The organism is Streptomyces sp. P9-A4 (assembly GCF_036634195.1).
Lineage (GTDB): Bacteria > Actinomycetota > Actinomycetes > Streptomycetales > Streptomycetaceae > Streptomyces.
In genome coordinates this window covers 294469-309322 of the sequence record NZ_JAZIFY010000002.1, presented here as the reverse complement: position 1 = coordinate 309322, position 14854 = coordinate 294469, and the positions used below count along the sequence as shown (strand labels likewise).

Here is a 14854-nt window from a genome sequence, read left to right as displayed (position 1 = left end):
ACGTGGAGGACGTTGGACCGCGAATGGTCCGCGAGACGCGCCTGGAGCAAGTGGGCGGCGGCGTGGTGGGACCTGCGGTTCTCGTGGCCGTGACAGAGTCCGTGAGGTCTTGAAGCGGTGAGGGAGAGGAGCCTCATGTCGCAGCACGCCCGACACGGCGATCCGGGGTGGCGCCGTTTGGTACCCGGAGCGCCTGGAATCGCTGCCCTCGCCCGCTACGAGCGCTCCTGGCTGCGCGGCGACCTGCTGGCGGGTGTGACCGTCGTGGCGTATCTCGTGCCGCAGGTCATGGCGTACGCGACCGTGGCGGGGCTGCCGCCCGTCGCCGGGCTGTGGGCGATTCTGCCCGCTCTGGTGCTGTACGCGCTGCTCGGCTCGTCGAGGCTGTTGTCGGTAGGGCCGGAGTCGACGACCGCGCTGATGACCGCGACCGTTGTCGCGCCGCTCGCCGCCGGGGATCCTGGGCGATATGCCGTACTGGCGGCCGCGCTGGCGGTCGCGGTCGGGGTGCTGTGCGTGGTGGCGTGGGCAGCCCGGCTCGGCTTCGTCGCCGATCTCCTCTCGCGGCCGGTCCTGGTCGGCTATCTCGCGGGTGTGGCGCTGATCATGATCGTGGATCAGCTGCCGAAGACGACGGGCGTGAGCACCACGGGGTCAGGCTTCCTTCCACAGCTGGTGTCCTTCGTACAGAACCTCCCCGAGGCCCGGCCCGCGACGATCGCCGTCGCTGTCACCGCCCTCGTCCTCCTCTTCGCCCTTCCGTTCTTTCTGCATGCGGTGCCTGGGCCGCTGGTGGTGGTCGGGCTCGCAACCGCGGCGGTGGCGGTGTTCGGCCTGGACGAGCACGGCATCGCCGTGATCGGAGACGTACCGGCGGGGTTGCCCCACCCGGCTCTGCCGGACGTCGACGAGCTGTCTCGGCTGATGGTTCCGGCGCTCGGTCTCCTCCTCGTGGGCTACACGGATGTCATCCTCACCGCGCGTGCCTTCGCCACCGGCGACGAGGTCGGGAGCCTGGACGCCAACCAGGAGTTGCTGGCCCTGGGCGCCGCGAACCTCGGCGCGGGCGTCCTGAGCGGGTTCCCGGTGAGCAGCAGTGCCAGCCGCACCGCGCTGGCGGACTCCACAGGCGCGCGAAGTCAGGTGTACTCGCGCTGACCGCCGGCGCGGCCGTTCTGGCCGTACTGCTGTTCCTCAGCCCGCTGCTGAGCCTCACTCCGGTTGCGGTGCTGGGCGCCCTCGTCATCTACGCCGCCGTCAAGATGATCGACCTGGCAGGCTTCCGGCGGCTGGCCTCTTTCCGTCGCAGGGAACTCCTGCTGGCCGTCGGCTGCCTGTGCGGTGTGCTGTCCCTGGACATTCTGTACGGGGTGCTGGTGGCGGTCGGTCTGTCGGTGGCCGAGCTGCTGACGCGGGTCGCGCGCCCGCACGATGCCGTCCAGGGGCTGGTGCCCGGCGTGGCCGGCATGCACGACGTCGACGACTATCCGGAGGCGCGTACGATTCCTGGGCTTCTCGTCTACCGATACGACTCGCCGCTGTTCTTCGCCAACGCCGAGAACTTTCGGCGCCGTGCACTCGCCGCCGTCGCGGAGCAGTCCGGGCCCGTCCACTGGTTCGTGCTCAATACCGAGGCCAATGTGGAGGTGGACATCACCGGGCTGGACTCCGTCGACGAGCTGCGCCGTGAACTGTCCGCGCGAGGCATCGTGTTCGCGATGGCGCGCGTGAAACAGGATCTGCGCGACGATCTCGTCGCCTACGGGCTGGCCGAGTCGGTCGGTGCCGATCTGATCTTCCCCACACTGCCCACGGCGGTGGCCGCGTACCAGGACTGGCACCGCACCCGCGAAGACGGTTCTCCTGACTAGGATGCACCGCCCCTCAGCCACTACTGGGCAGCGCAGTGAGGCTCGCGGGGTTCTCATCTACCACCCGGGGCAAGCAGAACTCGCCTCACTCTGACCTCAGCGGGCGAACCCGGGCGCTGAGTGCGCGCCGGCGCGTTCCGCTCGGAGCCGAGGCCGGCCCCGCAGCGCCGTACGAGACGGGGTGCTCTTCATTCGGTGACGCGGACCGCGAGCGCGGGGCGGATGGCGGCCGCGCGGCGCGCCGGCCCGATCGTGGCCAGGAGCGACGCGGCGAACGTGGCTGCCGCCAGGCCGCAGATGCTGGTCCATTCGACAGGGAATCCTCCTTCGAGGCCCTCGAATGCGGCGCTGTTGCTGTACATCAGCCAGGTGGTGAGTACGCCCAGCAGCGATCCGAGGACGATTCCCTCCACGGCGATGAAGGAGCTCTCCCACAGGAAGGACCGCTGGACCGTCCGTGCCCGGAAGCCGAGAGCCCGCAGGATGCCGATGGTGCGGCGGCGTTCGCGTACGGCGCGGACCATGACGACGCCGAGGCCGGTGATGCCCACGCCGAGGCCGAGGGCGAGGAAGCCCTGCATGAGGCGGAAGAAGGCGGTGCTGGAGTCGAACTGGCGGCGTATGTCCGACTCGATGGGCGTGGCGACCAGGCTGGACGACAGCTTCTCGCCCTGGAGTCGGGTCGCCAGGGCGTCGGGGGAGGTGCCGGGGCTGGTTCTCACCAGTGCGGAGGCGTTCTGGGCCTGGGCGCCGAAGAGCTCGCGCGTCGCCTGCTCGCTCAACACCACGGGGTAGGTGGTCGAACTGGCCCCGGTGCCCGGGTAGAAGACCAACCCGTTGCTGAGCACACCGGCGATGACCTTCTGTTCGCTGTGGCCGGTCCGGGGATCCGTCAGGGTGAGGGTGTCGCCGGGGTCGTAGAAGTCGCCGGCCGGGCCGCCGGTGCTGCCGAAGAAGCCGTCGAGCACGACGTAGCGGGGGTCGGCGGAGAGGGCGTGCCACACTGCGGCATCGTTGGCCAGGCCGGGCAGCCGTTCCCGGAAGGTGATGCCGGTGATCGCGTCGTCGGGCACTCCGACGACGGCGGCGTCGAGCGGTCGGGGGCTGCGGTGTCCCGGATCGGTGGCCCGCCCTGTGGCGTTGAGCAGCGGTGTCACGTCGGCGATCCCGGCGGCCGACGGGCCGCCGCGCAGATCGGCGAGCAGCCGGTCGCCGGCGACCTGCGGGTTGTAGTCCAGTCGCAGGGAGTATCCGGCGGTGGCGTCGGCGACGACTCCGTCGACGCCGGCGCGGATGATCCCCGAGATCTCCGTCAGGAGTACCAGGACGAACACGATCAGCGTGTACATCACCAGCGTCGCGCCGGTCCTGAAGCGCTTGGCCAGCGGGTACGCGACGGCGAGCCGCGCCGCCAGACCGGACTCGGACGGGCGGTCGAGGAGCCGTCGTACGGGGCGCAGCAGGGTCTTCTGGTTGTCGCTGACGAGCACCACGGCGGAGAAGGCGGCCAGGGCGCCTTGGATGACGTACACGGACATCGAGGGTGTGTCGAAGATCCGGGGGCGGATGACAGGTGCCAGGAGCGTCCAGGCGAGGACGGCTCCCGCGACCAGGGTGGTGACCGTGTGACGGGGGAGAACCCGCAGGAGCGCCGGGGTGGCGAAGGCGAGCGCGAGCGCCGGCATGAGGTACGTCGCGTCGGGCTGGCTGCGCGCCACGGCCGGGACGGCCACGAACGCGCACAGGACGGCCAGGGCGGTGGAGACCGCGAGCAGCCGGCGGCGCGGTCCCTGGCCGGGTGTGGTGGGGAGGTCGCGGATCGCGGCGATGATGTTGAACCTGCTGATGCGCACGCTGGTGGCCAGGATCGCGGCGAAGGCGATGAGCAGGCCCATGGCCAGACCGTTCAGGACGCTCGTGGGAGTGATCGCGAAGGCGATGCGGATGCTGCTTCCGCCGACCGACCAGCCCTGGAAGATCTGCGCGGCCACCACGGCGACGCCCCAGCCGACGGCGACCCCGATGGCCACGCCCGGCAGCGCGGACAGCAACGCGTACGTCGCCCCTTCGAGCGTGAACGACCCGACGAGCCGCGAGCGCTTCATCCCCACGGCCCGCACCATGCCCATCTGGGACTTCCGCTCCTCGCCGAGCATCACGAAGATGTTCACCAGGAGCAGCGCGCCGGCGATGATGCTGAAACTGCCGATCATGAGGAACAGCGCGCCGAGGGAGTTCCCGGCCTGCTTCGCGTCGCGCAGGACCGTCTGCTTCGGCGTCTCGATCTCCGTCTGCCCGGCGAGGGGGCCCAGAGCCTGCCGGATGTCGGCTGTCACCTGGCCGGTCAGGGCCTCGCCGCGTTCGACGCCGCCTCGGTTGGAGACGAAGGTGACCGAGCGTGGTTCCGCACCGGCGGCCCGGGCGGCGGAGTCCAGGGTCCCCGGTGCCAGGAACACGTCGCGGTTCATCCTGCCGCCGAGGCCTACACCGGCCAGGCCCGCTTCCGGCACCACACGCTCGACCCGGTACGTCCCCGGAGCTCCGAACAGGTACAGCGTGACCGGATCACCGGCCTTCACGCTCAGGGAGCGGGCCAGCGGCTCGTTGACCACGACCTGGCCGGGCTTCGGGTTCGGCCCGCCGAGTCCGGAGTCTCCACCCGGTGAGCCGAAGCGCGCCGCCTTGTCGAAGTCCATCTGCCAGGCCAGGACGCGTGGCTCGGCGACCGTGCGGTCGCCGGCACCGCTGACCGCCGATGCCTGGGTGGCCTGGGCGTTCAGCAGTCCGTCGATGTCGGGATCGCCCGCCAGGGAGGCCATCCGTTGCGTCACGGCGCGTCCGGTCGGGCCGGGGGGTGCTACGACACGTTCGTCCACGGGCCCCAAGGTCCGGTACGCCTCCTGCCGTACGGAGAAGTTCAGGGTGTCGCCGACGACCAGGGCCCCGATGACGATGGCCGTTCCGAGCATCGATCCGCCGATCACCAGTGCCGCCTCGGTGCGTCGGCGGGCGACCTGCCGGAAGGCCAGCCGCCGTGACACCGGTTGCCGGACGGCGACCAGCACCAGCGCCGCGAGAGCGAGCGCCAAGGCGGCGAGCAGTGGGATGAGGAGATCCGGGTACATGGTCAGCCCAAGGGGGCGTCGGGGATCGGGGCTCGGTCCGTGACGGTCCGGCGGACGTCGTCGACCAGCTGCCCGTCATGCATGCGGATCAGTCGGGGGACGCGCGCGCCGATGGCGCTGTCGTGGGTGACCAGGACGATCGTCTGGCCCTCGTCCCGGTTGAGCTCGCACAGCAGGTCCATGACCTGGTCGGCCATGGCGCTGTCGAGATTGCCCGTGGGTTCGTCCGCCCACACGATGGCCGGGCGGCCGGCGAGGGCGCGCGCGATGGTCACCCGCTGTTGTTCACCCCCGGACATCTCGCTCGGCCGGTGCTCGACCCGGTGGCCGAGGCCCACCCGGTCAAGCATGTCCAGCGCCCGGCGACGTGCTTCACGCGTCCGGGTGCCCACGAGGAGCAGGGGAAGTTCGACGTTCTCCACCGCGGAGAAGACGGGGATGAGGTTGAACGCCTGGAAGACGAAGCCCATGGTGTGGGCCCGGTGTTCGGTGCGCGCCGCGTCCGACATCGCGAACAGGTCGTGGCCGTCGACCTCCACCCGGCCGGCGTCGATGTCGTCGAGCCCGGACAGACAGTTCAGGAGCGTGGTCTTCCCGGAGCCGGACGGTCCCATGACCGCCACCATCTCCCCGTGGCGCACGAGGAGATCCAGGTCGAGCAGGGCCGTGACCTCCACGGAGCCCGTCCGGTAGATCTTCCGGACCCCGGTGGCGACGAGGAGTCCCTGGCCGGCGTTCATGTCTTCCATACCAACCTCCGGAGGGAACCGGCGGCTACGGGCCACCCAGACCCGGAAGGGGGCCGAACGGCCCAATCGTCGGGTCACCGCGAGGACCGTTTGAGCGGCTTCGCCACCATGGTCAGGCGTCTGCGCCCGCCCGGGAGCGTCGCCGGACAGCGGTGGCTGCCAGGGTTCCCGCGCCGGTCGCAGTAACGGCGAGGAGGACGAATCCCCACGTGTAGTCGTGCGCGACGCTGTCGACCGCTCCATGCTCCTCCGCACCATTGCCCGCCCTGGGGAACGGCCGTCGGGGTCCCGGCCCGCGACGTCGGCCGAGCAGATCCTGGGCGAGCGACTGGCGCGCGGTGAGATCGACGAGGAGGAGTACCGTCGGCGCCTGACCGCCCTGCGCGGCGGGGAACCGTGAAACCCGTGACCGGCCGGGATGCGAGTGGGGGCGTCGCCGGTCACTCTGGGAGCATGGCCGGTCGGATGCCCGGGGAGCTGGGCGGACGCATGGACGCGCTCCGTGAGCTGACCGCACGGCACGGAGGGCGCGGGGGGCTGCTGCCGGCCGCCCTGGAGCGCGCCAGGTCGGGTACCGCCGATGGGCCCGGGGCGTGGGCGCCCCAGGTCGCGGCCGCAGCCGGACTGCCGGCCGCCGCGGGGCTCGGCCCCGCCACCTTCTTCGCCGATCTCGCCGCTCCACGCGGTGAGCGGCACGTGCGGGTGTGCACCGCGACGGCGTGCTTCGCCGCGCGGGGTGGACAGCACCTGGCGGAGGTCGAACAGGCACTCGGAGTGAGGGCGGGCACGGCCGACGAGACGGGTTCGACCTCGTTGCAGACCGCGCACTGCCTCGGCTACTGCTACGCGGGTCCCGCCGCCCTCGACGGCGCCCTTCCCCGTACGGGCCCGGACCTGGCCGACCAACTCCGTGGGCGGGCGGAACCATGCGCGCCGGACATCCCCGCGACCGACACCACCGGGGCGCCCGTCCTGCTCGCCGGCATCGTCGGCGGGCAGTCCGCCTGGGACGTGTGGCGCGAGTCCGTGGCCGGGCTGCGACCCGAGGACGTACGGGGGGAGATCGCCGTCTCCGGGCTGCGCGGGCGCGGCGGCGCCGGATTCCCGGTGGCCGACAAGTGGGACGCGGCGGTGGGAAGGCCGGACACGGTCGTCGTCGCCAACGGGGACGAGGGCGACCCGGGCTCGTACGCCGACCGGCTGCTCATGGAGGAGGACCCCGAGCGCGTCCTCACGGGACTCGCCCTGGCCTGCTTCGCCTGCGGCGCCCGGCGCGGGATCGTCCTGGTGCGCTCCGAGTACCCGAAAGCCATGGCCCGGCTCCGGCAAGAGGTGGAGCGCGCGACGGAGAAGGGGGACCTGGCAGCCTCGGTCGAGCAGGCCGGTGCGCGGCCGTTCGTCGAGATCGTCGAAGGAGCCGGGTCCTATGTCGCGGGCGAGGAGACCGCCCTCATCGCCCGCCTCGAAGGCGCTCGCGGCTGCGCCCGCCCGCGGCCTCCCTACCCCACGGACCACGGCCTGTGGGACATGCCGACGGTGGTCAACAACGTGGAGACCCTGGCGGCCGTGCCCTGGATCGTCGCCCACGGCGGAGCTTCCTACGCCCGACGCGGAGTCCCGCACGAAACCGGCACCAAACTGGTCTGCCTGTCCGAACGGTTCGCCCGACCGGGGGCCTACGAGACCGAACTCGGCACTCCTGTAGAAGAGCTCGTCACCAGGTTCGGCGGTGGCCTCAAGGACGGCCGCGAGCTCGTCGCCCTCCAGATCGGCGGGCCCCTCGGTGGCTTCCTCGCCGGGACAGCGCTCGACGTCCCCCTGACCACGGCAGCGCTCGCCGAGCACGGCGCCGCCCTGGGGCACGCCGGCATGGTCGCCTTCGACGCCGCCGTCGACCCGCACGAACTCCTCCGGCACATCTGGGAGTTCGCCGCCGACGAGAGCTGCGGAGCCTGCTCGCCCTGCCGGATCGGCACCCGGCGAGGGCTCGCACTCGCGCAGGGCCGGACCGGGCCGGGGGAGTCCTACGGGCAACTGGCACGGCTGATGGGCGAGGCGAGTCTCTGCGCCTTCGGCCGCCGTGTGCCCGCCGCCGTCCGCAGCCTGGCCCGCGCCTACGGTCCGGCGCTGGAAGGATGGGACCCATGACCCGGCTCCAGGTCGACGGCGTTCCGGTCGAACTGCCCGCAGGGGCTTCACTTCTCGACGCGGTACGTGCCACCGGAGCCGACCTGCCCACCCTCTGCCACGACGACCGTCTCCGGCCGGCCGGCTCCTGCCGGACCTGCCTGGTGCGCGCCGACGGGCGGACCGTCGCCGCATGCGTCACGCCTGCCACATCGGGGCTCACCGTCGACACCGCCGACGAGGGCGTGCGCGGCCTGCGCCGGGACGCCGTCGCCCTCATCGCCTCGGCGCTCCCGCCGCACGCGCTCGCCGACAGCGCTCGGAGTGAACTGGCTGAGGCGTGCCGAACCCTGGGGATCCCCGCGGACACGGCGGCCGGTGACCCCGCGCGCGGCCGGGACGAGAGCCACCCGTACGTGCACCTCGACCGCGACCTGTGCATCGCGTGCGGGCGCTGTGTCCGCATGTGTGCGGACGTCCAGGGCACCTTCGCGCTCACCCTCACCGGACGCGGTGGCGACACGGTCGTCGCCCCGGGAACCGGCGGCCCATGGGCCGGCTCCGACTGCGTGTCCTGCGGCGGCTGTGTCGACACCTGTCCGACGGGGGCGATCACCCAGCCCGGGCCCGGTCAGGGCCTCACCTCGCGGCAGGCTCCCCATGACCGTGTGCGGACCACCTGCGGCTACTGCGGAGTCGGCTGCACCCTCGACGTCGTCGTCCGTGAGAACCGTGTCGCCGCTGTGCTCCCCGCCCGGGACGGGCCCGTCAACCGGGGCCACGCCTGCGTCAAGGGCCGTTTCGCGTACGGATACCTCAGCTCCGCCGAACGTCTCGGCGAGCCCCTGATCCGGGAGAACGGCGAACTACGACCGGCGACCTGGGACGAGACGGTGACCCGAATCGCCGACGGCCTGCGCGCGGCCGTCCTCGACGGCGGACCCGACTCGGTCGCCGCGATCTCCTCCGCCCGTGCCACCAACGAGGAGAACTACCTCGTACAGAAGTTCCTGCGGACCGTCATCGGCACCAACAACGTCGACAACTGCTCCCGCCTCTGCCACGCCCCGTCCGCCGCCGGACTCACCGCCTCCTTCGGACGCGCCGGCGGCACCGACGCCTTCGACGACGTCGAGACCGCCGACTGCCTCCTGGTCGTCGGCGCCAATCCCGTCGAAGCCCACCCCGTCGTCGGCGCCCGCCTCCTCCAGCGGGCACTTGCGGGCGCCTCCCTGATCGTGGCCGACCCCCGTGCTGTGGGCCTCGCTCGTCACGCCGACGTACACCTGCGTCCTCGCCCCGGTACGAACGTCGCCCTCTTCCACAGCCTCGCCCACGTCCTCGTCGACGAAGGCATGACCGACCCGGGCTTTCTCCGCGACCGGGCCACCGGACTGCGCGAACTCACCGACCTGCTGACCGACTACCCGCCCGAACGGGTCGCCAGGATCACCGGAGTCCCGGCCGACGACATCAGGAGAGCCGCCCGACTCTACGGCCGTGCCGAACGTCCGGCCGTCCTGTACGGGCTCGGTGTCACCGAGCATCTGCACGGCACCGACGGCGTACGTACCCTGGCGAACCTCCCCATCCTGCGCGGAGCCGTCGGAGGCATCGGCCGCGGGTTCGGCATCAGCCCCCTGCGCGGCCAGAACAACGTGCAAGGCGCCTCCGACATGGGCGCCCTGCCCGATCTGCTCCCCGGCTACGGCCGGGTCACCGACCCCGAGGCCCGCGCCCGCGCCGAGGCGGTGTGGGGCCGCCCGGTCCCACCAGCGCCAGGGCTGCGCATCCCCGAGATGTTCGCGGCGGCCCGGGAAGGCCGCCTGCGGGCGCTGTGGATCATCGGCGAGGACGTGTGCGCGACCGACCCCGACAGCCGACGCGTGGCCGAGGCCCTCGACGCCTGCCCGCTCGTCGTCGTCAACGAGCTCTTCCTCGGCGAGACCGCCCGGCGTGCCGATGTCGTCCTGCCCGTGGCCTCCTGGCTGGAGAAGGAGGGGACCTTCGTCAACTTCGACCGCCGCTTCCAGCGCGTACGGCAAGCGGTGAAACCGCCGGGCACGGCACGGTCCGACTTCGAGGTCGTGCACGCCGTCGCCGATGCCCTCGGTGCCGACCTGGGCTGCCCCACCCCAGCCGCGGCTCTCGTGGAGTGCGGACGTGTGACACCTCTCCTCGCGGGTCTCTCGCACGAGCGGCTCGACCGGGAGGGGGCCGTGCCCTGGCCCTGCCCCGATCCGGACCGACCAGGCGAAAGAACTCTGTACGCCGACGAGTTCGCCACCTCCGACGGGCGCGCGCACCTGTCGGCGGCCCCCTATCTGCCGCCCGGCGAAGAACCGGACCAGGACTATCCTCTGGTGCTCGTCACCGGGCGTCGATGGGCCCACTACAACTCCGGGAGCATGACCCGACGCGGCGGCAACCTTCTTCTCGACCCGCACGACCGCCTGGACCTGCATCCGGAGGACGCCGCGCGGTTCGGTGTGCGGGACGGAACTCCGGTCATCGTCGAGAGCCGTCACGGACAGGCGCGACTCGTCGCCCGCGTAGGGATGGAGCTTGCTCCCGGGCAGGTCTTCTGCGCGTTCCACTTCCCGGCCAGTGGCGTCAACTCCCTCACCTCGGAGCATGCCGACACCGTGACCTCGTGTCCGGAGTACAAGGTCACGGCGGTACGGCTGCGTCGGACGGTGTCCGAGGACTGACCGGCACCGATCAGTCGTGGGGAACGAGGGCCACGGGCACTGGGCTGTGGTGCAGGACGGCGTGGGCCACACTGCCGATGTGCGCGCCGAGCGTCGAACGGCGGGTACGCCGGCCCACCACCACGAGGGAGGCCTCCCGGGCTTCCGCCACCAGTTCGAGCCCGGCCGATCCGACCGCCACGCGGGCGACCGCTTCGACGTCCGGATACTTCGCCCGCCACGGTGCCAGCATGACCTCCACCGAACGCTCGATCTCCGGCCCCATGGAAAGCCTCAGGTCCGGGACCATCCCGGGCCCCATTCCCGCGTGCAGCGGGAGCTGCTGCACGTACACGACGAGGACCTGGGTGTGCCGTCGCGCGGCTTCCTCGAAGGCGAAGCCCAGCACGGAGTCCACGGGCTGCCGCACATCGGCCCCGACCACGACGGGGCCCCGTGGAGCACGGTCCGCGCTCACGGCCCGTACGAGCACGACGGGACGCTCGACGACACCGGCGACCGTCAGGCCGACCGAACCGAGCAGGTAGCCGGCCACACTGCCCAGCGCCCGTGAGCCGAGGACCAGCAGCTCGCTCTCCTCGGCCGCGGCGACGAGACCCGGAACGGGCCCCGAAGCCAGCACCTGGGAGGTCACCGACAGGCCGGGACGGCGCTCACGCAGTTCACCGGCGGTGCGCGCCATCATCTCCCTGGCCCACGGCTCCTCGGACTCCCACTCCACAAGCGACAGAGCGGCCTCCGGTACTGGTTCCTTCGCGTAGACCAGACGCACGTCCGTGCTGCGCAGCAGCGCCTCCTCGGCCGCCCACTCCGCGGCTGCCTTCGCTTGTTCGGTGCCGTCCAGACCGACCACGATGCTCCGCGTCATGACCGTCCACCTCCTCGTTCGGTGTCGTCGACGTCGTACGTGAGGCGGGTGCGGGAGACCGAGACCACGCCGTCCACCGTGGCGCACATGCGCTCGATCGCCGGCGCCATGCCCCGGAAGGGCAGCTTCCCGCCGAGCTCCACCCGCCCGTCGTGCACCTCGACGGCAAGGGCGGTCGCTTCGAGACGCAGCGTGTCACCGAGCACGTCCTCGACGATCTCCCGGCGGATGTCGTCGTCCTCGCGGAGGTAGACGGCCAACAGGTCGCGACGGCTCACGATGCCCAGCAGGTGGTCGTCGCCGTCGACGACGACAAGCCGCTTGACTCCCTGGACCTCCATGAGCCGTGCCGCCTCGGCCACGGTCCACTCCGGGCGGGTGCACACCGCGGGGGCCGACATCAGCTCCTCGGCCCGTGTTCCCTCGGCCTTCGCCTCTTCCCACGTCTCCAGGTCCGGAACGGCCGGCATGCCACTCGGTGCGGCGGCCTGGTCGGCGGCCTTGCGCAGCAGATCGCCCTCCGACACCACCCCGACGACCCGGCCGTCGCCGTCCACCACGGGTACGGCGGTCACCTGGTGCTCCGAGAGCGTGCGGACGATCTCCTTGAACGGAGTGTCGCCGCGAACGCTCACCACCTCACGGGTCATCAGCCGGTCGATCCTGCGGTGACGCATCATCCGCTCCTTCCCTGTGCGGACGCACCGGCCTCGGCCACCAGGCGAGCGGCGCAGCCGTCCCAGGTGTCGAGGGCCGGATAGTCGTCCTCGGTGAGTTCCGTACCGCTGCGTTCGGCGAGGGCTTCGACGAACTCGAGGAAGTCCAGCGAATCCATCTCGAACGTGTCCCGCAGGGACACGCCGGGATCGAGCCCGGTGAAGTCGGCGTCGGGGACGACACGCTGCACGGCTTGCCGGACGAACGCCTTCGCCTGGTCGTGGTTCACAGTTCCTCCGGTTGTTGCAGGAGCCGGTCCATGGTGGTCAGGAGGCGTGCGCCGGTGGCGGCTCGGTGGTCGGCGGACAGCGTCGCCGTCACCACGGGGCGTACTCCCAGCAGCCCGTTCACGGCCACCGGCCGCTCGACGATCCGGCCGAGGCCGACGAGCGCGACCTGCGGCGGGTAGACGACGCCGAACACGGCCTCGACGCCCAGGTCGCCGAGGTTCGTGACGGTGAGACTGGGGTCGGCGGTCTCGGACGCCCGGAGCCGTCCGCCCCGTGCCCGCGCCACCAGGTCCTTGAGCGCGGCCATCACCTCGTCCACGGAGAGCGTGTCGGCATGGGCGAGGGACGGTGCGGCAAGACCACCGCCCCGCAGAGAGACGGCGACGCCCAGCCGTACGTCCTCCGCCGGAACGAAGCCGTCGTCGACCCAATGCCCATTGAGCTCGGGCACCTTCCGCACCGCCAGCGCGACGGCCTTGAGCATGAGTGCGGCGGGCACCAGGCGGGCGGACAAGGGCAGTTCGCGGTTGCGGGCGCGCATCCACTCCAGGGCCGCTGCCATGTCCACGGTCGTGGAGAGGTAGAAATGCGGGATCTCCCGCTTGGACCGGCTCATCAGCCGGGCGGTCGCCGCCCGTGCCGCATTCGGGACGGCCGCCCGCGGTGCGCCCTCGGCGGCTGCGGCGGAACGGACGTCGTCCGCACGGATGGGCGGCCGGTTCGGGTGTCTCCAGCGTCGACACATCGCCCTCGGGCAGGCCCAGTTCGCGGGCCCGCAGCAGGCGGCGCATCACCTTGCCGCTGCGGGTGTGCGGCAGGTCCTCGACGAACTCGATCTCCCGGGGGGCGACGGCCGGTCCGAGGCGACGGCGGGCGAACGCCATGACGTCGCGCCGCAGTTCGGGGTCGGGCGGATACTCGGGACGCGGCAGCACGAACGCCTTGACGATCGCGCCGGCCAGCGGATCAGGGCGTCCGATGACACCGGCCTCGGCGACGGCCGGATGCTCCATGAGCGCGCTCTCCACCTCGAAGGGCCCGATGAGGTGCCCCGCGGACTTGATGACGTCGTCGGCGCGGCCCACGAACCAGTACCAGCCGCCGGTGTCGCGGCTGACGAGGTCGCCGGTCAGATACCAGCCGTCGGCGAAGCACGCCTCGTAACGGTGCGGCTCGTGCAGGTAGGCCCGGAACATCGACGGCCAGCCCGCCCGCAGGGCGAGCTCGCCCTGGGCACCCGGTTCCCGGAGGACATGGACCCGCCCGCCGGTGATCGCGGCCCGGCCGTCCTCGCCGCATGCCAGGACGGCGGCCTCGACACCGGGAAGGGGGCGGCCCATCGAACCGGGCCGCACGGGGTCGGCCGCGAAGTTGGCGATCATGATGGCACCGGTCTCGGTCTGCCACCAGGTGTCGTGGACGGGTAGCCCGAGAGCCTCTTGGCCCCAGTGCACGGCCTCGGGATTGAGAGGCTCTCCGACGCTCGCGACGAACCGGAGCGCCGAGAGGTCGTGCCGCGCGGCGGGCGTCGGCTCGTCGCCGCGTGGTGCGGCCCGCATGAGCATGCGGAGCGCGGTGGGGGCGGTGTACCAGACGGTGACGTGCTGGTCGGCGAGGATGCGGTACCAGCGCTTCGGGGCGAAGTCCCCTTCGCCGACGACGGTCGTCACCCCGTGGGTGAGCGGGGCGATGATGCCGTACGACATGCCCGTGACCCAGCCGGGGTCGGCGGTGCACCAAAAGACGTCGCCCTCGTGCAGGTCCGGTGCGTAGGCGGCGGTGACGTGATGGGCGATAACCGCCTCGTGTACGTGTACCGCGCCCTTGGGGGGGCCTGTCGTGCCGCTGGTGAAGTGCAGCAGTGCCGGCTCCGCCGGACCGGTCGGCCCCACTGCGTACGCGTCCGGTGCGGCGGCCGTGAGAGCGGGGAAGGAGAGGGTGTTCGGGGGCGGGTCGGCCCCGGGGTCGAGAGGCAGGACGTGCCGCAGGTGGGGAAGGCGGGCCCGTACCGGGGCCACCTTGCGTTCGTACAGCTCGCGGGTCGTGACCAGCGCCCGGGCGTGGCCCAGCTCCAAGCGCAGTGCGACGGGTTCGGGCCCGAAGGCGCTGAACAGGGGACACACGACGCGGCCGGCCCGTAGCGTTCCGAGGACGGTGCTGTACAGCTCGAACCGGCGGCCGAGGAGGGTGAACACCCGCTCGCCGCGTTCCAGGCCGAGCGTCTCCAGAACGTGCGCGAAGCGGGAGCTCTCGGCTGCGAGCCCGGCGAAGCCGACCGTCTGGACGGATCCGTCGCGGGCGATGCAGCGCAACGCGACCTGTTCGCCGTGGCCCTCGCGCAGGTGCCGGTCGACCGCCTCGTACCCGATGTTGATGCCGCCGTCCGGCAGCCCGGCGAGCCGGGACCGCTCCCGTCGCCAGGAGAAGGCGGCCCGGGCGCTGTCGTAGTCGGGCAT

9 protein-coding genes and 2 pseudogenes are annotated in these 14854 nt (G+C 71.9%); 4 read left to right on the top strand and 7 right to left on the bottom strand.

Annotation, left to right across the window (positions count from 1 at the left end; all coding sequences use genetic code 11):
• The first annotated feature begins 135 nt into the window (after positions 1-135).
• A pseudogene (locus V4Y03_RS32095) lies at positions 136-1871 on the top strand (SulP family inorganic anion transporter).
• A gap of 188 nt (positions 1872-2059) precedes the next feature.
• Here V4Y03_RS32095 and V4Y03_RS32090 read toward each other — a convergent pair.
• The gene (locus V4Y03_RS32090) at positions 2060-4996 is read right to left on the bottom strand and encodes an FtsX-like permease family protein (protein WP_332437520.1); all 2937 of its coding nucleotides are present in this window, start codon (positions 4994-4996) and stop codon (positions 2060-2062) included.
• Between the two features lie 2 nt (positions 4997-4998).
• Positions 4999-5745, bottom strand: a complete 747-nt coding sequence (locus V4Y03_RS32085) for an ABC transporter ATP-binding protein (RefSeq protein ID WP_332437519.1) — start codon at positions 5743-5745, stop codon at positions 4999-5001.
• A gap of 217 nt (positions 5746-5962) precedes the next feature.
• On the opposite strand from V4Y03_RS32085, the gene V4Y03_RS34020 reads away from it, so the two are divergent.
• Genes V4Y03_RS34020 through fdhF form a run of 3 tightly spaced genes read left to right on the top strand, consistent with a single transcriptional unit; the run spans position 5963 to position 10583 of the window.
• Complete coding sequence (locus V4Y03_RS34020) at positions 5963-6145, top strand: SHOCT domain-containing protein (RefSeq protein ID WP_443079907.1); 183 nt, start codon at positions 5963-5965, stop codon at positions 6143-6145.
• Between the two features lie 53 nt (positions 6146-6198).
• Positions 6199-7893 (top strand): NADH-ubiquinone oxidoreductase-F iron-sulfur binding region domain-containing protein, encoded by a 1695-nt coding sequence (locus tag V4Y03_RS32075; protein WP_332437518.1) that lies wholly within the window; start codon positions 6199-6201, stop codon positions 7891-7893.
• Complete coding sequence (fdhF, locus tag V4Y03_RS32070; protein WP_332437517.1) at positions 7890-10583, top strand: formate dehydrogenase subunit alpha; 2694 nt, start codon at positions 7890-7892, stop codon at positions 10581-10583. The genes V4Y03_RS32075 and fdhF overlap by 4 nt, the downstream gene beginning before the upstream one ends.
• 10 nt (positions 10584-10593) lie before the next feature.
• On the opposite strand, the gene V4Y03_RS32065 is transcribed toward fdhF, so the two are convergent.
• The 5 genes and pseudogenes from V4Y03_RS32065 to acsA all read right to left on the bottom strand — a co-directional run.
• A complete protein-coding gene (locus tag V4Y03_RS32065; RefSeq protein ID WP_317872814.1) occupies positions 10594-11451 on the bottom strand; it encodes a universal stress protein in 858 nt (285 codons plus the stop codon).
• Positions 11448-12128, bottom strand: a complete 681-nt coding sequence (locus V4Y03_RS32060; RefSeq protein WP_317872815.1) for a CBS domain-containing protein — start codon at positions 12126-12128, stop codon at positions 11448-11450. Before V4Y03_RS32060 ends, V4Y03_RS32065 begins: the two co-directional genes overlap by 4 nt.
• Complete coding sequence (locus tag V4Y03_RS32055; RefSeq protein ID WP_030319842.1) at positions 12128-12397, bottom strand: phosphopantetheine-binding protein; 270 nt, start codon at positions 12395-12397, stop codon at positions 12128-12130. The genes V4Y03_RS32060 and V4Y03_RS32055 overlap by 1 nt, the downstream gene beginning before the upstream one ends.
• Positions 12394-13014 carry a 2-oxo acid dehydrogenase subunit E2 gene (locus V4Y03_RS32050; protein WP_332437768.1) on the bottom strand — a complete coding sequence of 207 codons (621 nt, stop codon included), beginning with the start codon at positions 13012-13014 and terminating at the stop codon, positions 12394-12396. Before V4Y03_RS32050 ends, V4Y03_RS32055 begins: the two co-directional genes overlap by 4 nt.
• Positions 13015-13186: 172 nt before the next feature.
• Positions 13187-14854, bottom strand: a pseudogene (gene acsA / locus V4Y03_RS32045) (acetate--CoA ligase); the annotation flags it as partial.

Bases quoted from the DNA above. Each gene is read 5' to 3' on its own strand.
- V4Y03_RS32090 (WP_332437520.1), bottom strand. From the start codon at position 4,996: ATGTACCCGGATCTCCTCATCCCACTGCTCGCCGCCTTGGCGCTCGCT.
- V4Y03_RS32085 (WP_332437519.1), bottom strand. From the start codon at position 5,745: ATGGAAGACATGAACGCCGGCCAGGGACTCCTCGTCGCCACCGGGGTC.
- V4Y03_RS32075 (WP_332437518.1), top strand. From the start codon at position 6,199: ATGGCCGGTCGGATGCCCGGGGAGCTGGGCGGACGCATGGACGCGCTC.
- fdhF (WP_332437517.1), top strand. From the start codon at position 7,890: ATGACCCGGCTCCAGGTCGACGGCGTTCCGGTCGAACTGCCCGCAGGG.
- V4Y03_RS32065 (WP_317872814.1), bottom strand. From the start codon at position 11,451: ATGACGCGGAGCATCGTGGTCGGTCTGGACGGCACCGAACAAGCGAAG.
- V4Y03_RS32060 (WP_317872815.1), bottom strand. From the start codon at position 12,128: ATGCGTCACCGCAGGATCGACCGGCTGATGACCCGTGAGGTGGTGAGC.
- V4Y03_RS32050 (WP_332437768.1), bottom strand. From the start codon at position 13,014: ATGAGCCGGTCCAAGCGGGAGATCCCGCATTTCTACCTCTCCACGACC.